13 protein-coding genes and 1 pseudogene are annotated in these 20,733 nt (G+C 40.7%); 10 read left to right on the plus strand and 4 right to left on the minus strand.

The genetic code is table 11. The annotated features are described in order from the left end of the window. The 6 genes from IQ264_RS19510 to IQ264_RS19535 form a co-directional block, all read left to right on the plus strand. Positions 1–1,790 (plus strand): alpha/beta fold hydrolase (locus IQ264_RS19510; RefSeq protein ID WP_228061660.1); only part of this gene is annotated, 1,790 nt, incomplete at its 5' end. A gap of 239 nt (positions 1,791–2,029) precedes the next feature. Further along, entirely contained in the window at positions 2,030–2,215 is a 186-nt protein-coding gene (locus IQ264_RS19515) for a microviridin/marinostatin family tricyclic proteinase inhibitor (protein WP_193982476.1), read from the plus strand. 170 nt (positions 2,216–2,385) lie between these two features. After that, positions 2,386–3,363 carry an MvdC family ATP-grasp ribosomal peptide maturase gene (locus IQ264_RS19520; protein WP_193982477.1) on the plus strand — a complete coding sequence of 326 codons (978 nt, stop codon included), beginning with the start codon at positions 2,386–2,388 and terminating at the stop codon, positions 3,361–3,363. A 54-nt stretch (positions 3,364–3,417) separates the two neighbouring features. Further along, positions 3,418–4,392: an MvdD family ATP-grasp ribosomal peptide maturase gene (locus IQ264_RS19525; protein WP_193982478.1), complete on the plus strand. Its 975-nt coding sequence runs from the start codon at positions 3,418–3,420 to the stop codon at positions 4,390–4,392. 171 nt (positions 4,393–4,563) lie between these two features. Next, the gene (locus IQ264_RS19530) at positions 4,564–6,387 is read left to right on the plus strand and encodes an ABC transporter ATP-binding protein/permease (protein WP_193982479.1); all 1,824 of its coding nucleotides are present in this window, start codon (positions 4,564–4,566) and stop codon (positions 6,385–6,387) included. A gap of 199 nt (positions 6,388–6,586) precedes the next feature. Then, on the plus strand, positions 6,587–6,784 hold the full coding sequence (locus IQ264_RS19535; RefSeq protein ID WP_193982480.1) for a hypothetical protein: 198 nt from the start codon (positions 6,587–6,589) through the stop codon (positions 6,782–6,784). Between the two features lie 170 nt (positions 6,785–6,954). Here IQ264_RS19535 and IQ264_RS19540 read toward each other — a convergent pair whose 3' ends face one another. Then, the gene (locus tag IQ264_RS19540; protein ID WP_193982481.1) at positions 6,955–12,423 is read right to left on the minus strand and encodes a trifunctional serine/threonine-protein kinase/ATP-binding protein/sensor histidine kinase; all 5,469 of its coding nucleotides are present in this window, start codon (positions 12,421–12,423) and stop codon (positions 6,955–6,957) included. Positions 12,424–13,322: 899 nt separating this feature from the next. On the opposite strand from IQ264_RS19540, the pseudogene IQ264_RS19545 reads away from it, so the two are divergent. Together IQ264_RS19545 and IQ264_RS19550 are read left to right on the plus strand one after the other, a co-directional pair. After that, a pseudogene (locus IQ264_RS19545) lies at positions 13,323–13,469 on the plus strand (Uma2 family endonuclease); the annotation flags it as partial. A gap of 241 nt (positions 13,470–13,710) precedes the next feature. Next, the gene (locus IQ264_RS19550; RefSeq protein ID WP_193982482.1) at positions 13,711–14,907 is read left to right on the plus strand and encodes a bifunctional sterol desaturase/short chain dehydrogenase; all 1,197 of its coding nucleotides are present in this window, start codon (positions 13,711–13,713) and stop codon (positions 14,905–14,907) included. Between the two features lie 113 nt (positions 14,908–15,020). Here IQ264_RS19550 and IQ264_RS19555 read toward each other — a convergent pair whose 3' ends face one another. From IQ264_RS19555 to IQ264_RS19565, 3 genes are all read right to left on the minus strand, one after another. Beyond that, entirely contained in the window at positions 15,021–15,524 is a 504-nt protein-coding gene (locus tag IQ264_RS19555; protein WP_193982483.1) for a DUF1648 domain-containing protein, read from the minus strand. Between the two features lie 136 nt (positions 15,525–15,660). Beyond that, complete coding sequence (locus IQ264_RS19560) at positions 15,661–16,173, minus strand: META domain-containing protein (RefSeq protein ID WP_193982484.1); 513 nt, start codon at positions 16,171–16,173, stop codon at positions 15,661–15,663. Positions 16,174–16,272: 99 nt separating this feature from the next. Further along, the gene (locus IQ264_RS19565; protein WP_193982485.1) at positions 16,273–19,002 is read right to left on the minus strand and encodes an MGH1-like glycoside hydrolase domain-containing protein; all 2,730 of its coding nucleotides are present in this window, start codon (positions 19,000–19,002) and stop codon (positions 16,273–16,275) included. 417 nt (positions 19,003–19,419) lie between these two features. Here IQ264_RS19565 and IQ264_RS33065 point away from each other — a divergent pair, with 417 nt between their 5' ends. Then, positions 19,420–20,046 (plus strand): hypothetical protein, encoded by a 627-nt coding sequence (locus IQ264_RS33065; RefSeq protein ID WP_228061661.1) that lies wholly within the window; start codon positions 19,420–19,422, stop codon positions 20,044–20,046. Positions 20,047–20,095: 49 nt separating this feature from the next. After that, positions 20,096–20,623 (plus strand): DUF3124 domain-containing protein, encoded by a 528-nt coding sequence (locus IQ264_RS19575; protein ID WP_193982486.1) that lies wholly within the window; start codon positions 20,096–20,098, stop codon positions 20,621–20,623. Positions 20,624–20,733: the final 110 nt, after the last annotated feature.

The raw sequence follows: 20,733 nt of genomic DNA on the forward strand, positions 1-20,733 counted from the left end.
ACCCCCAACCCCTAACCCCTAATAATCCTGCTGTTCCTTGGTTAGACTGGCATCTAGACCAGCTTTCCTTCTCCCAAATTGAACAACAACTCGCCCGACAACAGCCCCAGATTTTGGGAATTAGAAATGTACCTAATCAACGAGTGTCGCAAGCACTACAAATTTGCGCTTTCTGGAAAAATCCGCCAGCTGTTGAGACAGTAAACGAACTGCGCCAACTGCTAGCACAACAGCCTACAACTGGCATTAACCCTGAACAGTTTTGGGAGTTGGGAGAGCGCTTTGGCTACACAGTTCATCTGAGTTGGTGGAAGGGTAGTCACGATGGTTCATTCGATGTGGTATTGTGCTCGAACAGTTCCATGCAAAGACCTGAAACACCGGGGGCTTACGCTTTTTGGAATAATGAGACTCTTCCCAAAAAATCCTGGACTGAGTATACAAACAATCCCTTACAAGGCAAGTTGGTGGAGAATTTGGTGCCGCAAGTGCGTGAATTTATCCAACAGAGGCTACCCAATTACATGATACCCAGTGCTTTTGTGACTCTGGAAGCTCTACCATTAACACCTAACGGAAAGATCGATCGTCGCGCCTTACCCGAACCTTCTGGTTACAGTAATTCGGATACAATTGTTTTACCCCGGAACCCCGTAGAACTGAAACTCTCATACATCTGGTCAACAATTCTCAAACTTGACGTTGTGGGGGTAAAAGATAACTTTTTTGACCTTGGTGGTCATTCTCTGTTAGCTCCCTACTTAATGAGCCAACTTAAGGAACACTTTGGTAAGGATATCCCTTTAACTACTCTGTTTCAACATCCCACGATCGAACAGTTAGCAATTGAGGTGCAAAAAGATGCCGATACTTGGGGTGATTCTCCAATAGTAGCAATTCAGCCTTGGGGTGAGCATCCACCTTTGTTCTGTGTTCCTGGCGCAGGTGGCTATCCGTTCTACTTGTATAATTTGGCTCGTTGTCTTCCTCCAGACCAACCTTTCTACAGCTTCCAAGCAACTTATGACAAGCAGAAATTGGTATCCATGACTTCTGTTGAGGAGAAAGCTACTCACTACATTCAGGCAATGCAGGCGGTGCAACCCCAAGGCCCATATTTTTTGGCTGGACATTCTTTTGGTGGTCAAATAGCTTATGAAATGGCACTCCAGTTGCTCGCTCAGGGAGAAGAGGTAGCTTTGCTGGCTATTTTTGATGCTACAGCACCACAACGAATACCAACATCCTACTTAGAACACCTAGAAAAGTTGGATGATGTTTCATGGATGCTAAGTTTTGATTACTCCATGAAAGCTGTCTATGGTAAAGAGTTAAATTTGGATGCTGAACAACTTCGATCTTTGGCTCCAGAGGCACAAGTTCAATATGTTTTGGATTCTTTGAAAATGGCCGATCTTTTAGCTCCTGATGCTGACCCAACTTATTTGTCCCAAGTGTTGCAAGTTTATCGGGCTGAGAGTATGACTCCTTATGTCCCAAAACAGTTCCATGCTGTCCCTGTTACTGTGTTTCGCTCTAAGGAAGTTTTTGCGGTGGATGAGTCTGAGATTTCTGACCCGGAAATTCTTGAATATACAAAAAATGCTAGAGATAAGGCTTTGGGTTGGAGTGCCTTTTCTAGCCAACCAGTGGATGTCCACTTTGTTCCAGGCGACCATGTTACAATCCTGCGTTTACCTCATGTTCAGGTTTTAGCAGAACGGTTGAACGCTTGCATCCAGCAGACACATTTGGCAATCAAGAACAGGGAATTAACTTTCTTTGGCTAATAAAGATTCCGCCCCGAAAGGGGCGAATTATTTATATTACCAAAAAACTAGAAATTTCTCATCTACTTTCTTAGTAAAACTACAAAAGATGAGGGCTTCTTTTAAGAATTTTATTGTCAATTTCCTTACTTGTGGTAGTTGCTTTGAAGCTAAAAAAGACCATTTTTAGAGCTTGCTTGACTAATCTACTTAGCCGATCGATAATTGAATTTGGCAAAGTACTTTGCAAGGAAAAAATCATGTCTACAGAAATAGTAACAGATAGCAAAGCTGTACCTTTTTTCGCCCGCTTTTTGGATGATTCTATGTCAATTCATCAAGCTGATGAAAAGGAACAGCCAGCAGAACCGAGTCCTACTCCTCCTTTTCCTTCTATTCCTCCTATATTTACTTTCAAGTATCCTTCTGATTGGGAAGATTTTTAACTTCAGCTTCTCGATTTGAAAAGAAAGGAGTAGGAGCGATCGCATAAGTGTCAACTACACTTGGAAGCATGATTTTTATCATCTTAAAGTCAAATTTAAATGGTAAAGTCATGCCTTCCTAATAAAGTAAATTTTGCTATCAGCTTGGCTGAAGGCTTTAAAAATATATTATGTCCTTGTCCCGTGATGTTATTTTACTGATTACCCACAGTGGTGATTTCTTCACAATAGATAGAGTAGCAGAAGCCTTGTCAAAAAAAGGGGTGCAACCATTTCGCTTCGACACAGATAAGTTTCCCCTAGAAGTACAATTAACAGCACAATTTGACAGGTATAAAAGTTATCACAGGCTGGAATATGGCGCAGATTCTATCAGTACAGAGCAGGTGAAAGCTGTGTGGATGCGCCGGATATGGGAGCCAAAATTTGGTGAAGAATTAGCACCTCAGTTCCGAGAAGCTTGCATTAAAGAATCACGGGCAACATTGGATGGTTTTTGGGATAGTTTAAGAGCAGCTCGTTGGGTAGATAATTTAGAAAAGATTAATGTGGCAGATAATAAACTGCGCCAACTGCGAGTTGCTTCTGAAGTAGGTTTTGTGATTCCCCAGACTCTTATTACTAATAAAGCGGAAGCAGCAAGGGAATTTTTCCAACAAGTTAAGGGAAAAATGGTGAGTAAGTTATTAACTACTCTTTCCCGGAGTATGGAACAAACTTCTTTTTTTCTTTACACGAGTGTTGTTAAAGAAGAAGATTTACATGATGCTGAGTCACTGCGCTATTGCCCAATGGTTTTTCAAGAAGAGATTCCTAAGCAGTTGGAATTGCGGGTGGTGTATGTGAATGGTAATGTATTTGTGGGGGCGCTAGATGCGTCTATTTATGCAGGAGCGAAAGTTGATTGGCGTTCTCCTGGTGTTGATGTTGGGAAATGGCAACATCATCAACTTCCTGAAGAAATTGTTGGTTGTCTGAAAGCTTTTATGGGTAAATTTGGGTTGCTGTTTGGAGCGTTTGATTTTATTGTGACACCAGCGGGAGAATATGTGTTTTTGGAAATTAATCCGATCGGAGAGTGGGGAATGTTGGAGAAAGATTTGGATTTGCCAATTTCTGGTGCGATCGCAGACGCTCTAATTTCCTAAAATTTATTTAACCTGTTCTACAAATCTAGCTAAACAACTAATATCTTCAATCAAATGACAGTTTTAATTATTACTTACAGCAACGACAACGAAAGTATTCCTTTGGTAATGAAAGCGATCGAATCCAAAGGAGAAAAAGCTTTTCGTTTTGATACAGACAGATTTCCTACCGAAGTACAACTTGATATTAAATATAGTGATGGGGAACAGGTAATTATTACTGATGGCGAACAAACATTAGATTTAAGTGAAGTTTCCTCTGTTTGGTATCGCCGGATGCGTTATGGGCAGAAAATTCCTGATTCAATGGATAAGCAATTTAGAGATGCTTCAATTGAAGAATGTCGGGCTACAGTTAGGGGAGCGATCGCTAGTCTAGAAGCATTTCATTTCGATAAAATGTCCAATGTAGATGTAGCTAAAAATAAGCAACTCCAGTTAAAAGTTGCCAGGGAAATCGGACTGCTAACACCACGCACCTTAACTTCAAATAATCCAGAGGCGGTGAAACAATTTGCCCAAGAGTGTCGGGAGCAGGGTATTATTACAAAAATGCTTTCTACCTTTGCTATTTATGATGAGAAGGGTCACGAAAATGTGGTTTTCACCAGTCCGGTAACAGATGAAGATTTAGGACATTTAGCAGGACTACGCTTTTGTCCCATGACATTTCAAGAAAATGTGCCAAAAGCTTTAGAGCTACGGACAACAATTGTGGGACATCAGGTATTTACAGCAGCAGTGAACTCGCAAAAATTGGCAGGGTCTACTTATGATTGGCGGAAAGAAGGTAGAGCTTTAGTTAAAGATTGGGAAGCTTACAATTTGCCAGAAGATGTTGAGAAAAAGCTGCTCAAACTCATGGCTTATTTTGGGTTAAACTATGGGGCAATTGATATTCTCGTCACACCCGAAGGTCGCCACGTATTCCTTGAAGTTAACCCTGTTGGGGAGTTTTTTTGGATGGAAATCTATTCACCAAATTTTCCGATCTCTGAAGCAATTGCGGAAATTCTGATTAATAGATAAAAATTAGGTTTGTTGTGAGGACTTTAGTCCTTTTATGAAAGGAATGTACGACTAAAGTCGCTACTACAAACCTAATTAGATTGAAATAATTCAAAATACAGATATAATAAGTTTCGTCGCCCTCATTGATTTTTAGTTAAGTGAGGACGAGAAAACCTATACTTCTGGAATATGCAAACTCAAGCTCTTAATAATGAACCCCAAAAGAGTAATTCTTCCGATTTTTTTAAGTTTTGGGAGGATGTCAGATCGATCGCTCAACCTTATTGGTATCCTACAAAGGCAGAAGGGAGAGTATTTTCTGATGTTATCAGATCGTGGGGAATGCTAACTCTGATGATATTATTAATACTTGGTCTGGTGGGCATCACTGCCTTTAATAGCTACTGGAATCGCTATGTAATCAATATTGTTATTGAAGAGAGAGACCTTTCTAAGTATATTGATACTTTATGGGTTTCCACTTTGGGTATTGTGGTAGTAACTATTCTAGTAGCATTTTCTAGATTTATTAGAAAAAAAATTGCTCTTGATTGGTACAAATGGCTAAATAATCACATTTTAGAAAAATACTTAAGCAATCAAGCCTATTATCAAATCAACTATAAATCGGCTCTAGATAACCCAGATCAACGTATAGCACAAGAAATTGAACCGATCGCTAAATATTTCCTCAGTTTCTCAGCTACTTTCCTGGAGAAAATGCTGGAAATGGTAACTTTTTTAATAATTATCTGGGCAATTTCTCCAACAATTACAATTATTTTGGTTATTTATACGATAGCGGGTAACGTTATTGCCGTTTACTTGAATCAAGAAATGAACAAGATTAATCAAGAGGAACTTAAATTTAGAGCCGACTACAATTATTGTTTAACTCATATTCGGAATCATGCTGAATCAATAGCATTCTTTCAGGGAGAGGCTGAAGAAGCAAAAATCATCCAACGGAGATTCAATAATGTTATATCTACCATTGAACGCAGATTGAATTGGGAGAAAAGTCAAGATGCTTTTAATAGGGGATATCAATCTGCTATTACTGTATTTTCAATGTTTATACTTACACCTTTATTTATTACCGATAAAATTGATTTTGGCGAAATTCAACAAGCCAGTTTATGTAGTTTTCTCTTCTCTAATGCTTTAGGACAATTAATTAGTGAATTTGGTAGTTCAGGACGATTTTCCAGTTATGCTGAACGATTAGCAGAATTATCAAATGCTATAGAATCAGTTAGTCAAAAAAACCAAAATGTAAGTACGATTAAAACGCTAGAAGACAATCGTTTAGCTTTCGAGAATTTAACTTTACAAACACCCGATTATGAACAGGTTATAGTAGAAAAGTTATCACTTTCTGTACCTCCGGGAGAAGGTTTATTAATTGTGGGGTCAAGTGGCAGAGGGAAAAGTTCTCTATTGCGTGCGATCGCAGGTTTGTGGAATGCTGGAAGTGGTCGTTTAGTCCGACCTCCTTTAGAAGATATGTTATTTTTACCGCAACGTCCTTATATCATTTTGGGAACTTTGCGCGAACAGTTACTTTATCCCAATACCGATCGTCAAATGAGCGATCGAGAACTCGAAGCAGTTTTAGAACAAGTTAATTTACAAAATTTACTGCCGCGAATCCAAGGTTTTGATAAAGAAGTTCCTTGGGAAAATATCTTATCTTTGGGAGAACAACAGCGCATTGCTTTTGCACGAATACTCATAACTTCCCCCCAATTTACCATATTAGATGAAGCCACCAGTGCTTTAGATTTGAAAAATGAAGGAAATTTATATCAACAGTTACAAGAAAGTAACACGAATTTTATTAGTGTAGGACATCGAGAAAGCTTATTTGAATACCATAAATGGGTATTGGAGTTAGGAGAAAATTCCCAATGGCAACTTATTTCCATCTCAGATTATCAACAGCAAAAAGCAAAGAGCATTAATACCAAGTCTAATGGCAAATCCAGCTTAAATAACCTCCCGACTCGTTAGCACAACAGTTAACGTAGCGGCGCGTAAGCACTATCGTCATCATAGACTTTCCGGTGCGATCGCAGATATAGCAGAAGGCAGAAGGAAAAAACTGTAAAAACAAGGGTTCTGGCTTTTCATCTTGCCTTAACCGCTAAGGCGGTTGCTATATATCATTTATAATTTACTTTAATCGAGATAAAACAAGAGGTTTTCCACTATGGCAGCTATTAGTAAAATTCCAGTAAACTTACTTTCTAGCGAACATTATCGCCAAATGCTGGTTCGGGATGGCGATCGCCGTTTTTGCGAATGGCATGGAGAATATCTCAGGTATCAAAACCAATTTCTGAACGACCAAAAAAATCGGACTCGTGAAATTGAAGATTTGCGGAAGCAATACTTACATAGATCGTAAACGTCGTTCTTAGGAATCACGCCAAGGAGGTAGAACCTCCAGAGACCTCGTTACCAGGTTGAAGCTGGTAACGAGAAATAGAGGCTCCGCCTCAGAAGTGCTTTTATCTCAGTCAACCTGGGAACGAGAAACAGAGGCGGAGGTGTTCTTATCTCAGTATGAGAATTTTATTAATTAACGGGAATTTTAATAATAAATTCACTTCCCAGACCTACCATAGAAACACACTCTAGCGAGCCACCATGTTTCTCGGTAACAATTTGATAACTAATTGATAACCCCAAACCTGTTCCTTTGCCTGCGGACTTTGTGGTAAAAAAAGGGTCAAACAACCGTTCTTGCACTTCAGGAGAAATGCCACAACCATTATCCCCGATCGCAATTATTACCTGTTGATCTTGCAACTCTGTCCGAATCCGAATCTGAAAAGGATTTTGCTGCAATTCTTTGTAACTGCGTCCTTGACTGCACTCATCTATTGCATCAATTCCATTTGCCAAAATATTCATAAATACCTGATTGAGTTGTCCTGGGAAACAAAGAACTTTGGGCAAATCACCATATTCTTTAATTAATTTGATTTCAGGACGGAAATCTTTTGCTTTTAGACGATGATGCAGAATCAGTAATGTACTTTCTAAACCTTCGTGCAAATCAGCGGGTTGTTTGCGATCGCTATCAGTGCGTGAAAAGGTTCGTAAAGAAGACATAATACCGCGAATGCGATGAGTGCCAACTTGCATTGATGAGAGCAACTTCGGCAAATCTTCTTGCAAATATTCCAAGTCAATTTCCTCGATCGCATCTTGAATTTCTTGCGGCGGATTCGGTAAATACTGCTGATATAAATTCACCAACATTAGTAAATCCTGAGTATACTGCTTCGCCATATCCAGGTTGCCTGCAATAAAACTGACAGGATTATTCACTTCATGGGCAACACCTGCTACTAGCTGTCCCAAGCTTGATATTTTCTCCGTTTGCACCAGTTGGGCTTGGGTATTTTGCAGATGTTTCAGCGTAGTTTCCAGCTGTGCTGTTTTTTCCTCTAATGCCTGATTTTTAATTTCTAACGCTTTTGAGTAGGTTTGCAAGTCTGTGTAAAGGCGGGAATTTTCGATCGAAATCGCGGCTTGAGAAGTTAACACCTTGAGGATTTCCAGGCGACTCTGAGTGAATGCACCCATCACCAAACTATTCTCCAAATAAAGCATCCCCATCAATTCTTTCTTGTGCAGAATCGGAAAACATAGCACCGATTTGGGTTGTTGGCTAATTACATAAGGGTCTTGGTTAAAACGAGAATCCAGTTGAATATTATCTAAAACAACGTGATTTTTAATTCGTTCAACGTAGGCGATCGTAGATAGCGGAACTTGTTCCTCAAGTGGTAAATTGCGAATGGAAGCGAATTTTTCTAGCTCAATTGATCCTTCTGATTCAATCACCCAATTATTATCCTCACGGCTGAGAAACACACCGCGCTGTGCCCCGACATTTTCGATCGCTAATTGAATGAATCGCTCCAACAATTTACTTAAAATAATTTCACCTGATAGAGCTTGCGAAGCTTTAACTACAGTACTCAAATCCAGTTCATTCTTGCTTTGTGTACTCGATGAACCCCATCTTGATGTGCTAGTTGTGTGCGTTTTCTGGTTCCCCGCCAGTGTCTTTTTAGAAGAAAGAATAGCCAAAAGCTCTGGATAGCGGGCTTCCAAGTCTCTCACTTTGGCTAGAGCATCCCACTGTGCATAGCGATAGCAAGCATTAATTAAATAGGTTTTAGCAATTTCTAAACGATTGAGAGACAGATAAAACTCACCTGCCAACTCATAAGACAACGCTTTTTCTTGCAGATAGCCATTAGCTTTTGCACCAGCAATAGCGCGATCGTACAATTCCATTGCCTCGAATAGTTTTTGATTCATTCTGGCAATCTCGGCTTGCACCAAGTCATATTTATGTTGATAGTTTGCTGGTGTCTCGATAGCCCTGAAGCGCAGGTAATTCAAATGGCGATCGATCTGCGATTGATATCGAGTTCGTTCCGATTCATTTAACGAAGCACTATAAGCCAGCAACGATAGCACAGTATAAAAATGATAACTTCCTGTTGTTGCAATTCCGGCTTTAATTTCATGCTCAGTTGCCCGTTGAGCATTCTCAACTGCGCGATCGTACTGCTTAAATAAATAAGCAAGTTGAGTTTTCACAACATAAATAGCAAAAATTGAGAAACTACCGTTTTCTGCAAATAGTTTCGGTAAAACTTTTGATTCATCCAAATAACTACCAATCAATAGAGTTGGATCGCTCGCTTGTCCTAATAGATTGGCTACCATTTGTTGCCAAATTTGAGTATAAGTCAACTGCAAATCTCGCTGCATCTTGGCAATCATATCAGCATAAATCTGCTGTTTCTTCTGCACTATCTCCAAAGGTTCCCCCACCAATGTGAGATAACAAGCATAGTGCATCGCACAGAAGCAAGCATAATCTTTATTGCCAACTTCCAAGCAACCTTGAATCTCATCTTCGAGCGGTTGTATGCTCAAACTCAGAGGCTCTTGCCAATGTTGTACAAAAGCACTAAATATTTCCACAATTTTGCAGCGAAGTTCTTGGGCATTATATTTCGCCAAAACATCAAGAGCGAGTTTACTAAACTGATAACCTATTTTGGGATCTTCTAATCCGCCACACAACAACCAGCCATAAACCATGTAGGCATAAGCAGAATAGCGAGAATTTCCATACTCTACACATAGCTGCACCATTGTCAATACAACTTGACGGAAGATGTCTGGTGTGCCAGCAGAGGCATCCACCACAGAGCAAAGAATCCGCATTGCTGCCAGTTTATACGGATCGGTCATCTCTGGTAATGTCAGCAGATTTTGTAAATCAGATATGTTGGGTAATTCATTGCACAGAGAAACACCCAACAAATTGAGGCTGTGCCGAGCAGTTGCGATCGCTTCTGACATTTGATTTTGTGCTAAATAAAACTGCACCAGCAGTTCGTAAACTCTAGCTTGTTCTAAAAGTGTTTTCCCTTGTTTGAGCGTAATCTCTGCTAGTTCTCGGGCGCGATCGAATTCGTTATTTAAAAATGCCGCCTGAGTTGCTTCTTCATGGAGTGCCAGCGTTAGTTCGTAATCTTGTTGCCAACCTTCAGCCGCTAATAGTTGCAGCCCTTTCTCCAAACATCTCATTGCCACAGTATAAGCCAGAGAAGCCTTTGCCCGCCGTCCTGCCTCTAAATTCAGTTCAGCTAACTGCCGCTGTTCCGCTGCATCAGTAATTAAACTAATTCCTATGTTCAGCTGACTCACAATGTCGAACAGTTTGTCTGCATGATAGGGACTTTTCAACAGTTGTCTGCCAATTTCCAGGTGAGTAGCTTGCCGTTCTTGGATGGGAATCAAGCAGTAAGCAGCTTGCTGGACGCGATCGTGCAGAAACTTGTAAACTATATTGTTATTAGTCAGTGCTAGAGCAACATCTGAATTCTCATCATTTACCAACAACGCTTTGTAATCTTTCGTCACAGGTAACACCAACCCAGCTTGCAACGCCGCCCATAACTCATCCGCCGTATCTAGCAGAGATTGTTTACGGACAACTGCCAGCGTTTCTAGACTAAAAGTGTTTCCAATGCAAGCTGCATCTTTTAAAATTCTTTGAGTAGCTTCCGGCAGTTTGAGAATATTGGTAATAACTAAATCAACAACACTCCGATCGGTAATGCCAATTTTCTGAATTTGCTCCAAATCCCAAAGCCAGCGTCTTTCCATAAAATCGAAGTGAATCAGTTCTTCTTGGTACAGCGATTTCAACAACTGCGACAAGAAAAACGGATTACCTTGGGTTTTATTAAACAGCAGATCTGTTAAGGGTTTCGTGCGTTCTGCTTCATGGAGAGTGTCAACAATAAATTCCCGGACGTGCTGCTGTGCAAGTGGTTTGAGATGCAGTTCTGTCACAAGTATTTCGCCCGTTTTAATCTTCTCAACCGTTTGCACCAGTGGATGTTCTGGACTCACTTCATTATCCCGGTAAGCACCAATGACCATCAAGTATTGGCTCTCTGAATCGGTCATCAGCAACTGAAGAAACCGAAGTGATGCTAAATCTGCCCACTGTAAATCATCTAGGAAAATTACTAGGGGATGTTTGGGTTGGGCTAAAACCCTGACGAAGGCTTGAAAAACCTGATTAAAGCGATTTTGAGCAGCGATCGCACTTAACTCTGCTACAGGCGGCTGTTCCCCAATCAGAAGCTCTATTTCTGGAATCATTTCCACCAGGATTTGTCCGTTTGGCGAGATGGCAATGGAGAGTTGTTCTCGCCACATTTTTAGGCGATCGTTCCCTTCTGCTAACAATTGTCGTACTAACCCCTGAAACGCCTGAATCAGTGCTGAGTAGGGAATATTGCGATTAAATTGGTCAAACTTGCCTGCAATGAAGTAACCTCGTTGCTTGGTAATAGGTTTGTGAACCTCATTCACCAGTGATGATTTACCGATGCCGGAATAGCCAGAAACAAGAACCAGTTCGCTTTGTGAATGCCTTAAGCTGTTGGCACAGTCTGGGAGTAGCCCATTGTTTGTGCTGTAGTTTGCTTCTGTGTATGAAGGTGCTAAGAGTTCTCCCCTTTTCCCTATTCCTGCGACTCTGGCAAACGCTGCCATCAAACTGGCAATATCTGCTTCTCGCCCATAAAGTTTCTGAGGCAATAATAACTGGCTGGCAGCATCAATCTCACCAGGAATAAAGGTTTCTATTTTGCCAGTTGTCTGAAGTTGGTGCAGACATTTCTCTAAATCAGCTTCCAATCCGCGAGCACTTTGATAGCGGTCTTCCGCTGTTTTAGCCATTAATTTGAGAACGATCGCAGAAATAACTTCGGGAATCTCTGAATTAAGAGTATGAGGCGGCAACGGCGATTTGGCAATATGGTGATGGATTAGTTCTAGCGGGTCATAACTTTGATAAGGTAATACACCAGTCAGCATTTCATAAAATGAGATTCCCAGCGAGTAGAAGTCGCTACGATAGTCTACTGCCCGATTCATCCTTCCCGTCTGTTCTGGGGACATATAGGGTAACGTGCCTTCTAAGCATTCAGGAGTTGCGATCGCCGCCACCCCCCGCGACAATAGGGAAGCGATCCCAAAGTCGGTAATTTTCACCTCGTTGGCGATGGGATTAATAATGATATTAGAGGGTTTAATATCCTTGTGAATCACCCCTTGCTCGTGGATCTGAGCAATTACCATTACAATTTGAATAGCGATCGGCAAAAAAGAGGCGATCGATAGCGGCCCATTTTCCAATAACCGCTTCAGCGAAATGCCGCCAAAATCTTCTACAACAAGGGCAAAGCGGTGTTGATGATTCTCCAAACTTAGCGCCTGTACAACTCCTGGGAACTGAAGGTTCCTAGAAACTCGGTACTCATGTTTCAAACGAGTCACCAGTTCGAGCGAAGGATACTCAGCTTTTGACAACTTAATCACAACGGGACATAGATCTATCTGTCTTTGTGCCCGATAGACAACTGTTTCATCCCCATCTTGAATTATTTCCAAAATGGAGTAGCCAGGAATCATAAGTGATATAGCAGTCATAACTGAATTTTCCTGTTAGGCTTCTTATATTATTACTTTTCCCATTTTTGGAATAGTATTTTTTTGAGGGAAATTACAAAAAGTTAAAGGTATTTATCAGAAAGTATATTTTGCCCAATACTGCTCGCTTCAGCTAAAAGGTTGAACTTGTTCGCTTTTGTCAAGTGTACTTCATTATGCGATCGCAAAGTATAGCAAAAGGCTTTTATGCAGAAGGCAGAAGGTAAGACCAAATTAAATAAATGATTTGAGCAATCAAGAATGGCTTAATCGCCTTGGTGGTTGCTATATTTCAACCAATATTCAGAAATGATTTTGTACCAGCCTTTTTTCTTGGGAGCCTTCTTTTACTAATGCAGCGCCGCTGAAAAACCGACTTATTAAAGTACTCTCTGTGTACCGATGAAACTTCTAAATTAAACCTGATTTCGTTGCTAGCCAAGTCGAGCTTGCCAAAGTCCAAATTCAATCACTATAATTGCTAATAAATAACTATGAACAAGTTGACCTGTCTTTAAAGTAAGTCATAATCAAATTGTATAGATAGGAGAAAAATAGTAAAACTTATCAACCTAAGTACGGTGGGCTGCTGCTGGTAAGATGAAGGGGAAATTGCTGGGAAAAGTTAGGGCTAAAGCACTTACTAAAGATTGGTAAAACAAAAATGTCCTTCTTTGGATAGATGCCATAATGCCTCTTATTTAAATTATGGTTTTTTGTTGGTTAGCTTTTAATTGGTACTAATAATATATGGGTGTAATTTTGAGAGATTATGCAGGAAGTTATGTCTGGTTCGATAAACATTGTATGGTAAGGGCGGGTTTTGTTCAGATATTATTTATGGGAATCAAATATTATCGTCTAAACCCGCCCCTACAATTAAATATACTAGAACTTAATTAATTAATATGGAAGCAACTGGACTGCATGAACAAGTAGTAGCTTTTATAGGACGAAAACTAAATGTGGAGATCGATCGACAAAATCTGCCATACTTTATCCCACACCGATGTTTAATCAAAATGTTAGGAACAGAAACAGCATTTGGGGTAAACCATTATTCTTAAAACATTCGCCAAAATTGATTTAATTTCATAGACTTAATAATACAAACTGGAAAGTTAGTTAGAATCAAGAGTTAAAATAATTCCAGATATTTATTCAGAAAGCCAAAGAAAAAGGCTGATTACTAGAAATTTTGTTGAATGTGGTTAGAAATGCCCTAAGCATATTACTATTAACCCATAAACCTCGTTGACAAATAACTAAAAAACTTTACCAAACCGGATGGACTTCCAACTACTATACCCTCAACTGTTGCTCCAATTGCTGCTGGGACTGCTCTCTGTCCTATTTGCCGAAGTGGTACGGGATACTTATCACCTCGCCGGACACTACTGGAAACCTTTACAGAGCTTCCATAACCTACATCACAAGGCTTATCGCCGTGATTTGAGCATGACCAGCTTAGAGGCTTACAAGAAAGCACAGTGGTACAATGATGTACCTGAGTCTCTGGTAATGGTTGGAGTAACGGCTTTAGCAGCAGGAATAGCTCAAAGCTATGGAATCTATGGAATGTGGCTCGGTGTTTTGTATTCTTTCGTTTTTGTGATTCCGGCGATCGCACGCTCTCAAGGATATTTACTTATCACTGATTTTGCTCATAAGCAAGGAGATCTCGTCGAAATACCTTCCCAATGGACAGTGAATCGTACTTATCACTGGCGACATCATTTCGATCAGGGTAATGCCTACTTTTGTGGCTACTTTACATTGACGGACAAAATGTTGGGAACTGCTCTATCTTTGAAGGGCAAAGTAGTAGGAATTACCGGAGCTTCTGGTACTTTAGGACAAGCATTAATTGAAGAACTTTCCCTTCAAGGAGCTAAAGTAGTAGCTTTTACTACTAATAAATCGGCTGAATTTCAGCCAGGAATTAATGTGATTTACTGGGAATTAGGAGCGGAAGCAGACTTAATCAACCGTCTGAAAACTGTTGATATTTTGATCGTTAATCATGGGGTGAATGTGTTGCGCGATCGCACTCCTGAAGCAATCCAAAAAGCTTACGAAATCAACACATTTTCCACCTTGAGATTAGCAGAATTATTTCTAGAAACTGTCACAGAATCTGACCACAAAGCGATTAAAGAACTCTGGATCAACACATCGGAAGCAGAAGTAAATCCAGCATTCAGTCCTTTGTATGAGTTGTCTAAAAGAACTCTTGGAGACTTGATTACTCTGCGTCGCCTAGATGCTCCTTGCGTTATTCGTAAGTTAATTTTAGGCCCATTTAAGAGTCAACTAAATCCTTATGGTGTAATGTCTGCTCGATGGATAGCTTGGGCGATCGTAGCTTTGGCAAAGCGAGATTTTCGGGACATTATTGTTACCATTAACCCGATTACTTATATTGCCTTTCCAATTAAAGAGTTTTCCCAATCCCTTTATTTCCGCTTGTTCACCTCTAAATAGAGCTTGCTGAATAAGTCTGTTGGTGAGGGTAGGGACACGGCATCATTAACACTTGCAATCCCTACCGTTATCTCCAGCAATGCCTTGTCCCTACAATTTTCCTCAAAAAGGCATTAACGATATAAAAAAGCTTGGCGTAAATAAAAACCTACTGTAGTAAACACACTAACGATCAAAAATATTAATGGTAATCCTAATATCCCAGACTCCGTTGAGGTTGATTTTCCTAAATGGTAAATCAACCATACCGAATAGACTAATATCCAAGTTAATTCTGCTTTTAAAAAGTCAAGCAAGGAACAGGCTATTTGATATTGACGAGCCGCATTTTCCGGGTTAATTTGTACTGGATAATTAAAAGAATGAGGATAACGACTTAAGAAAGTTAAGCCGACTGACACAATTATAGCTAAAGCAGGAAATAACCAAATAATTGCTTTGGAACCCCATCCATTAGGTTGACCAGAAATATTAAAATGAACCGGAATTACATCTGGTAAAACAAACCAACCACGAATAGCAATAATCAGGCACACAAGTACACCTACAACGGTGATAATATTGAGGACTAATGCTAGTTGAGATTGAGGCATAGGAATAATTGGACGTTGTTGCATGGCATAAAGATATTTTTTTCTAATTTACCAAAAATATTTGGTAAATTACTCTTATTGAGACCGCAGGGGAGCAGGGGAGATAATTCAAAATTCAAAATTCAAAACTCTCCTATTTCCCAGTCCCCAGTTCCTAAAATTACCACAAGCCTCTGATATTTTTAGAAACAAAGCGCAAAACGCCTGACTCTTGTTCAGTCTGATAATAAATTGTTAATTGACCCTTGTCGTCTAACTCATATCTTTGAGCACCTTGCAATGCTTTCAGATATTTAGATTCTTGGGTCATAATCGGTTCTTCACAAGCTTTGAAAGTTGATGCAAGTGGACTAATAGTTAATCGATCGCCCTTAATTTCATAGCTACCCATAAAGCGATTACATCCACCTGAACCAGAAATGCGTCCATCAGAAAAGTCTGCTGTTAGTTCTTGTGAAGGAACCATCGGCGTTGGCAAGTCTAATAATGCCATGTTTGCCAGTCGCCAACTTCCTTGGAGTGAAGAAGATTGAGCCATTTCCAAAGATGAAGTAGGGTTTTTTGCAGTTTGTTGTGCCACTACAGAATTAATAGATGTAATTCCAACAGAGCCAACTATTAAAGTGACAATACAACTAGTTAATGGTTGTCTAACTAAAGTTTTAAGGTTCATATTCTACGTTGATGAATTGAAAAATTGGTGACTGGGAGGAAGAGGTGGGGGGGAGTGGAAGAATTATTCTCCCCATCTCCCCTGCCCCTGAAGCCCTTTTCAATACTTTGGTAATATCTGAGGCGCGATCGCATCCATGATGATCTCTGGTGTAAAGTAGCCCAATGCCTGAATGACTCTGGCAATACAGCCAGTCCATCCAGTTTGGTGAGAAGCCCCTATTCCTGCCCCGTTATCGCCGTGAAAATATTCGTAAAACAGAATCAGATCGCGCCAGTGGGGGTCAGTCTGGAACTTTTCAGTATTACCATACACCGGACGACGACCTGATTCATCCTGGTGAAAAATGCTCACAATTCGATCGCTAATTTCTTTAATAACCTCAAAGAGTGTTAAGTATTTACCCGATCCGGTTGGGCATTCAACGGTAAAGGAGTCGCCGTAGTAGCTGTAAAGTTGCAGTAGCCCTCGCAATAACAAGAGATTCACAGGTATCCAGATCGGACCACGCCAATTAGAATTACCGCCAAACATCCCAGAATCAGAGTCTCCGGGAACATATCCCACTTTGTACTCCTGTCCATCGTGATAGAAACAATAGGGACGATCGAGATGATAGCGGGAAAGGGAGCGAATTCCATAATCGCTGAGAAACTCAGATTCATCCAACATTCTGGAGAGAATCCGGCGCAGTTTACTTTCATTTAATACCGAAAGCATCAGCCGACCTCGTTCCCCTGGCTGTTGGGGTAGATGAATATTTTGAGTTAGTTCGGGGTGACGCATAATGAATTCTTTGGCTTCTGCCCTAAAGCGTGGCAGTTTGTCAAAGGCTTCTTTGGGGAATACAGCAACAGCCATTAGCGGCAATAATCCGACTAGCGATCGCACTTTTAAGCGAGTAGAATCGCCGTCAGGTAAGCGCAGCACATCATAAAAGAAGCCGTCTTCTTCATCCCACATTTCATCATGGTGTACACCAATCCGATCCATCGCTCCCGCAATCCACATGGTATGTTCAAAGAACTTGATCGCTAGGTCTTCGTAGAGTGGATCGTGCAGTGCCAACTCAACAGCAATCTGAAACATTCGTTGGCTAAAGAAAGCCATCCAAGCTGTACCGTCTGCTTGTTCCAAATATCCGCCTGTGGGTAACTGGGAACTGCGATCGAATACCCCAATGTTATCCAACCCCAAAAAACCACCTTCAAACAAATTACTGCCGTTTCGATCTTTGCGATTCACCCACCAAGTAAAGTTGATCAGTAATTTGGAAAAGGCGTATTTGAGGAAGTCGATGTCACCAACACCTTTGTTGAGTTCGCGATCGCGAGTGTAAATTTCCCAAGTAGCAAAGGCATGAACGGGAGGATTCACATCCCCAAAATTCCATTCATAAGCCGGAATTTGACCGTTAGGATGCAGATAATCTTCCCGCAACATCAGCATTAGTTGGTCTTTGGCAAAATCCGGGTCAATCAAACTAATCGGAATCATGTGAAATGCCAGATCCCAAGCAGCATACCAGGGATATTCCCATTTATCAGGCATCGAAACCACATCATCATTGTGCATGTGGAACCATTCGCTGTTCCGTGTATGCTTCTTTTCACTAGAAGGTGTCCAGGGAGTAATGTTGCGTTCCCTCAACCATTGATCCAGATCGTAGTAAAAGTATTGTTTTGTCCACATCATCCCGGAGAGTGCTTGCCGCATGATGTTAGCGCGATCGCTATCTGCCTGAACTAATGGTGGAGTCACGGCTTGATAAAATTCATCTGCTTCTTTGAGGCGATCGGCAAATATTTGGTCAAATTTGCTGCCAAAAGGCTCTGTTAATTGATTCGGATCGTGTTTTGTCAGGCGCAATCGAATTACTTGGGTTTCTTTTGCCCCAACTGTAATCTCGTAATCAGGCGAAACTTTTGTACCAATATTGTTCGGATTAATCCCATCCTTTTGTCCATGCACAATATAATTATTGATGCCATCTTTCACAAATGGACTAGCATTTTCTGTGCCAAATATCCGCTGATTATTAGTTTCGTTTTCAGTAAACAACAACGGAACTACATTTTCACAATAAAAGTAATAATCATCAATGAGACCCTTAAACAAAGTATCAGTCATCTCGACATGAACAACAGTATTACCTGTTCCTTGATATTTGCTTAATATAGGTTTCGCTCCACCATCAGCCCAAGACCAAGTATTCCGAAACCACAACGTTGGTAGTACATGAATGCTTGCCGCTTCCGGCCCCCGGTTGGCAATGCTAATTTTAATTAAAATATCTTCGGCATCACCTTTGGCATATTCCACAAATACATCAAAGTAGCGATCGTCATCAAAAATTCCCGTATCTAACAACTCATATTCCAGTTCATCACGACTACGGTTACGATTTGTTTGAACTAAATCATCGTAAGGAAACTGCGCTTGGGGATATTTATAGAGATATTTCATGTAAGAATGAGTCGGCGTACTATCGATGTAGAAATAGTATTCTTTTACATCTTCACCATGATTGCCTTCACTGTTAGTTAACCCAAACAACCGCTCTTTAATAATTGGATCTTTGCCATTCCATAATGCTAACGCAAAACACAACAAATTGTGGTCATCAGTGATTCCGCCTAATCCATCTTCACCCCAACGATATGCTCGACTCCGCGCATGATCGTGGGGGAAATAATTCCACGCATTCCCATCAGAACTGTAATCTTCCCGCACAGTTCCCCACTGGCGTTCGCTCAGATAAGGGCCCCATTTATACCAATTAACTTCACCAGTACGGTTTTGTTTCAGCCTTTGTTCTTCTAATGTCATAAGTTTTCTCCTTTACAATTCAAGTGATTTGCTATTTCTGATTTGCGACTTTCGATTAATTAAAAAACTCTTTTAATCTCAAAGCCAGCTAATCAAAAAATCGAAAATATAAAATGGACGCGATCGCGTTCCGCTACAAAGCACCAAAATCTAAAATTGCTATGCTGACCATGCTTCTCGGAAGTCAGCATCACCCATCACTCAATTAGCTTAAACTAACTACTTGCTTCTATTGCAAATATTTATTTTTTATTTACAATTAATTGCCATCTCTTAATAGTTTTCAGCCTTACCGATTTCTCTGAAATTCATACAACTTTACACCAAAAGAATTATAGAGATGAAAACAAGTATGAGTAACGATATAATATTTTTCAGAAAAATATCAATATCAACAAAAAAGAGAGTACAAATATCATGTCTTTGAAATTTACAAAATATGCGACGATCGCAACCCTATTCACAGGACTAAACCTACTTGCTTATCTAGGGTCACTCTCTCCAGCCAATAGTGCTCAGCAGCTTTTCTGCAACGGACGAATGAACAACGGATGGAACTACAAAGCGGAATATCTCAACGGGAGATTTACGCAAATTCGCTGGGAGCGATCGGGACAACCCCCCCAAGTATCTCGCCTCACCTTCTATAGAACTAACGCTCAAGGAGAGCCAGTCTACAGAGGAAGCCTAAAGGCAGCGGTTTCCGTAACATTGATCGATCTTTCTCGTGGAGATGTGCGACGCGGTTCCCAAATCTCAGTAAAAGTAGAAGAGTGGGGATCGTCTAGAGGAACTTGTGGCACCTCATCGGGAAGTGGAACAGGTTCATCAGTTTCCCTTGCAACAGTGCGGCGAAATTTAATCGGGGTCGATCAAGTTCAGGCTAGAAAGTGGCTGAGAAAAAATAATTTCGTCTTCAGACAAACCATACAACACACCAATACCCGCGTCATAGAGCGATGGAATCAAAAAAACAATCTCTCCGAAGCCATTGATGTAACTTTTACCAGAGGTACAGTAACAGGTGTTGTAGAAGTTCGTTGAAACGGCACATTGGTAAAATTCAATTGCCATATTCCCAGATCCAAATTCAATGAAGCGATACCTGTGTAGTTACATCGTGCCACTGTTAGTATTGCTTACAGCTTGCACAACACCAGAAAAACCAATAGAACCTGCCACTCAGCTGAAAGCTGTCACCCTTGACAACACAGTAAAAATTAGTGGCGGTCAAACCGTCTATATTCCCATCTACTCCCACATTTACGTCTGGGAGCGCGAGCGAACAATGGAGTTAACCAGTACGCTTAGTGTTCGCAACACTGACCTGACTCACCCAATAATTATTACTTCTGTCAATTATTACGATAGTCACGGTAAGCTGATTCGCAAATATTTAAAGCAACCTGTAGAACTTCCACGATTGGCTTCAACGAATTTTATCGTCGATCAAGACGACACCAGTGGTGGAGCAGGAGCCTCTTTTGTTGTAGAGTGGGTAACTCAAAAGCCAGTTTCTGTACCCGTAATTGAGGCTGTGATGATCAATGCGAGTGGCAATCAGGGAATATCTTTGCTCAGTTCTGGTAGAGTTATCAAAACTCGGACAAATAACAAATAATATCGGCTCTTTTGTACTTGTGGTGGAAAACCCTGGTTTTAGGGACTGGGTACTGGGGACCGCCGTCGGCTGGGATTTCTTGTAAATCAAGCATTCCACAAATCAATCAA

It is taken from the genome of [Phormidium] sp. LEGE 05292 (assembly GCF_015207735.1).
GTDB lineage: Bacteria > Cyanobacteriota > Cyanobacteriia > Cyanobacteriales > Aerosakkonemataceae > Floridanema.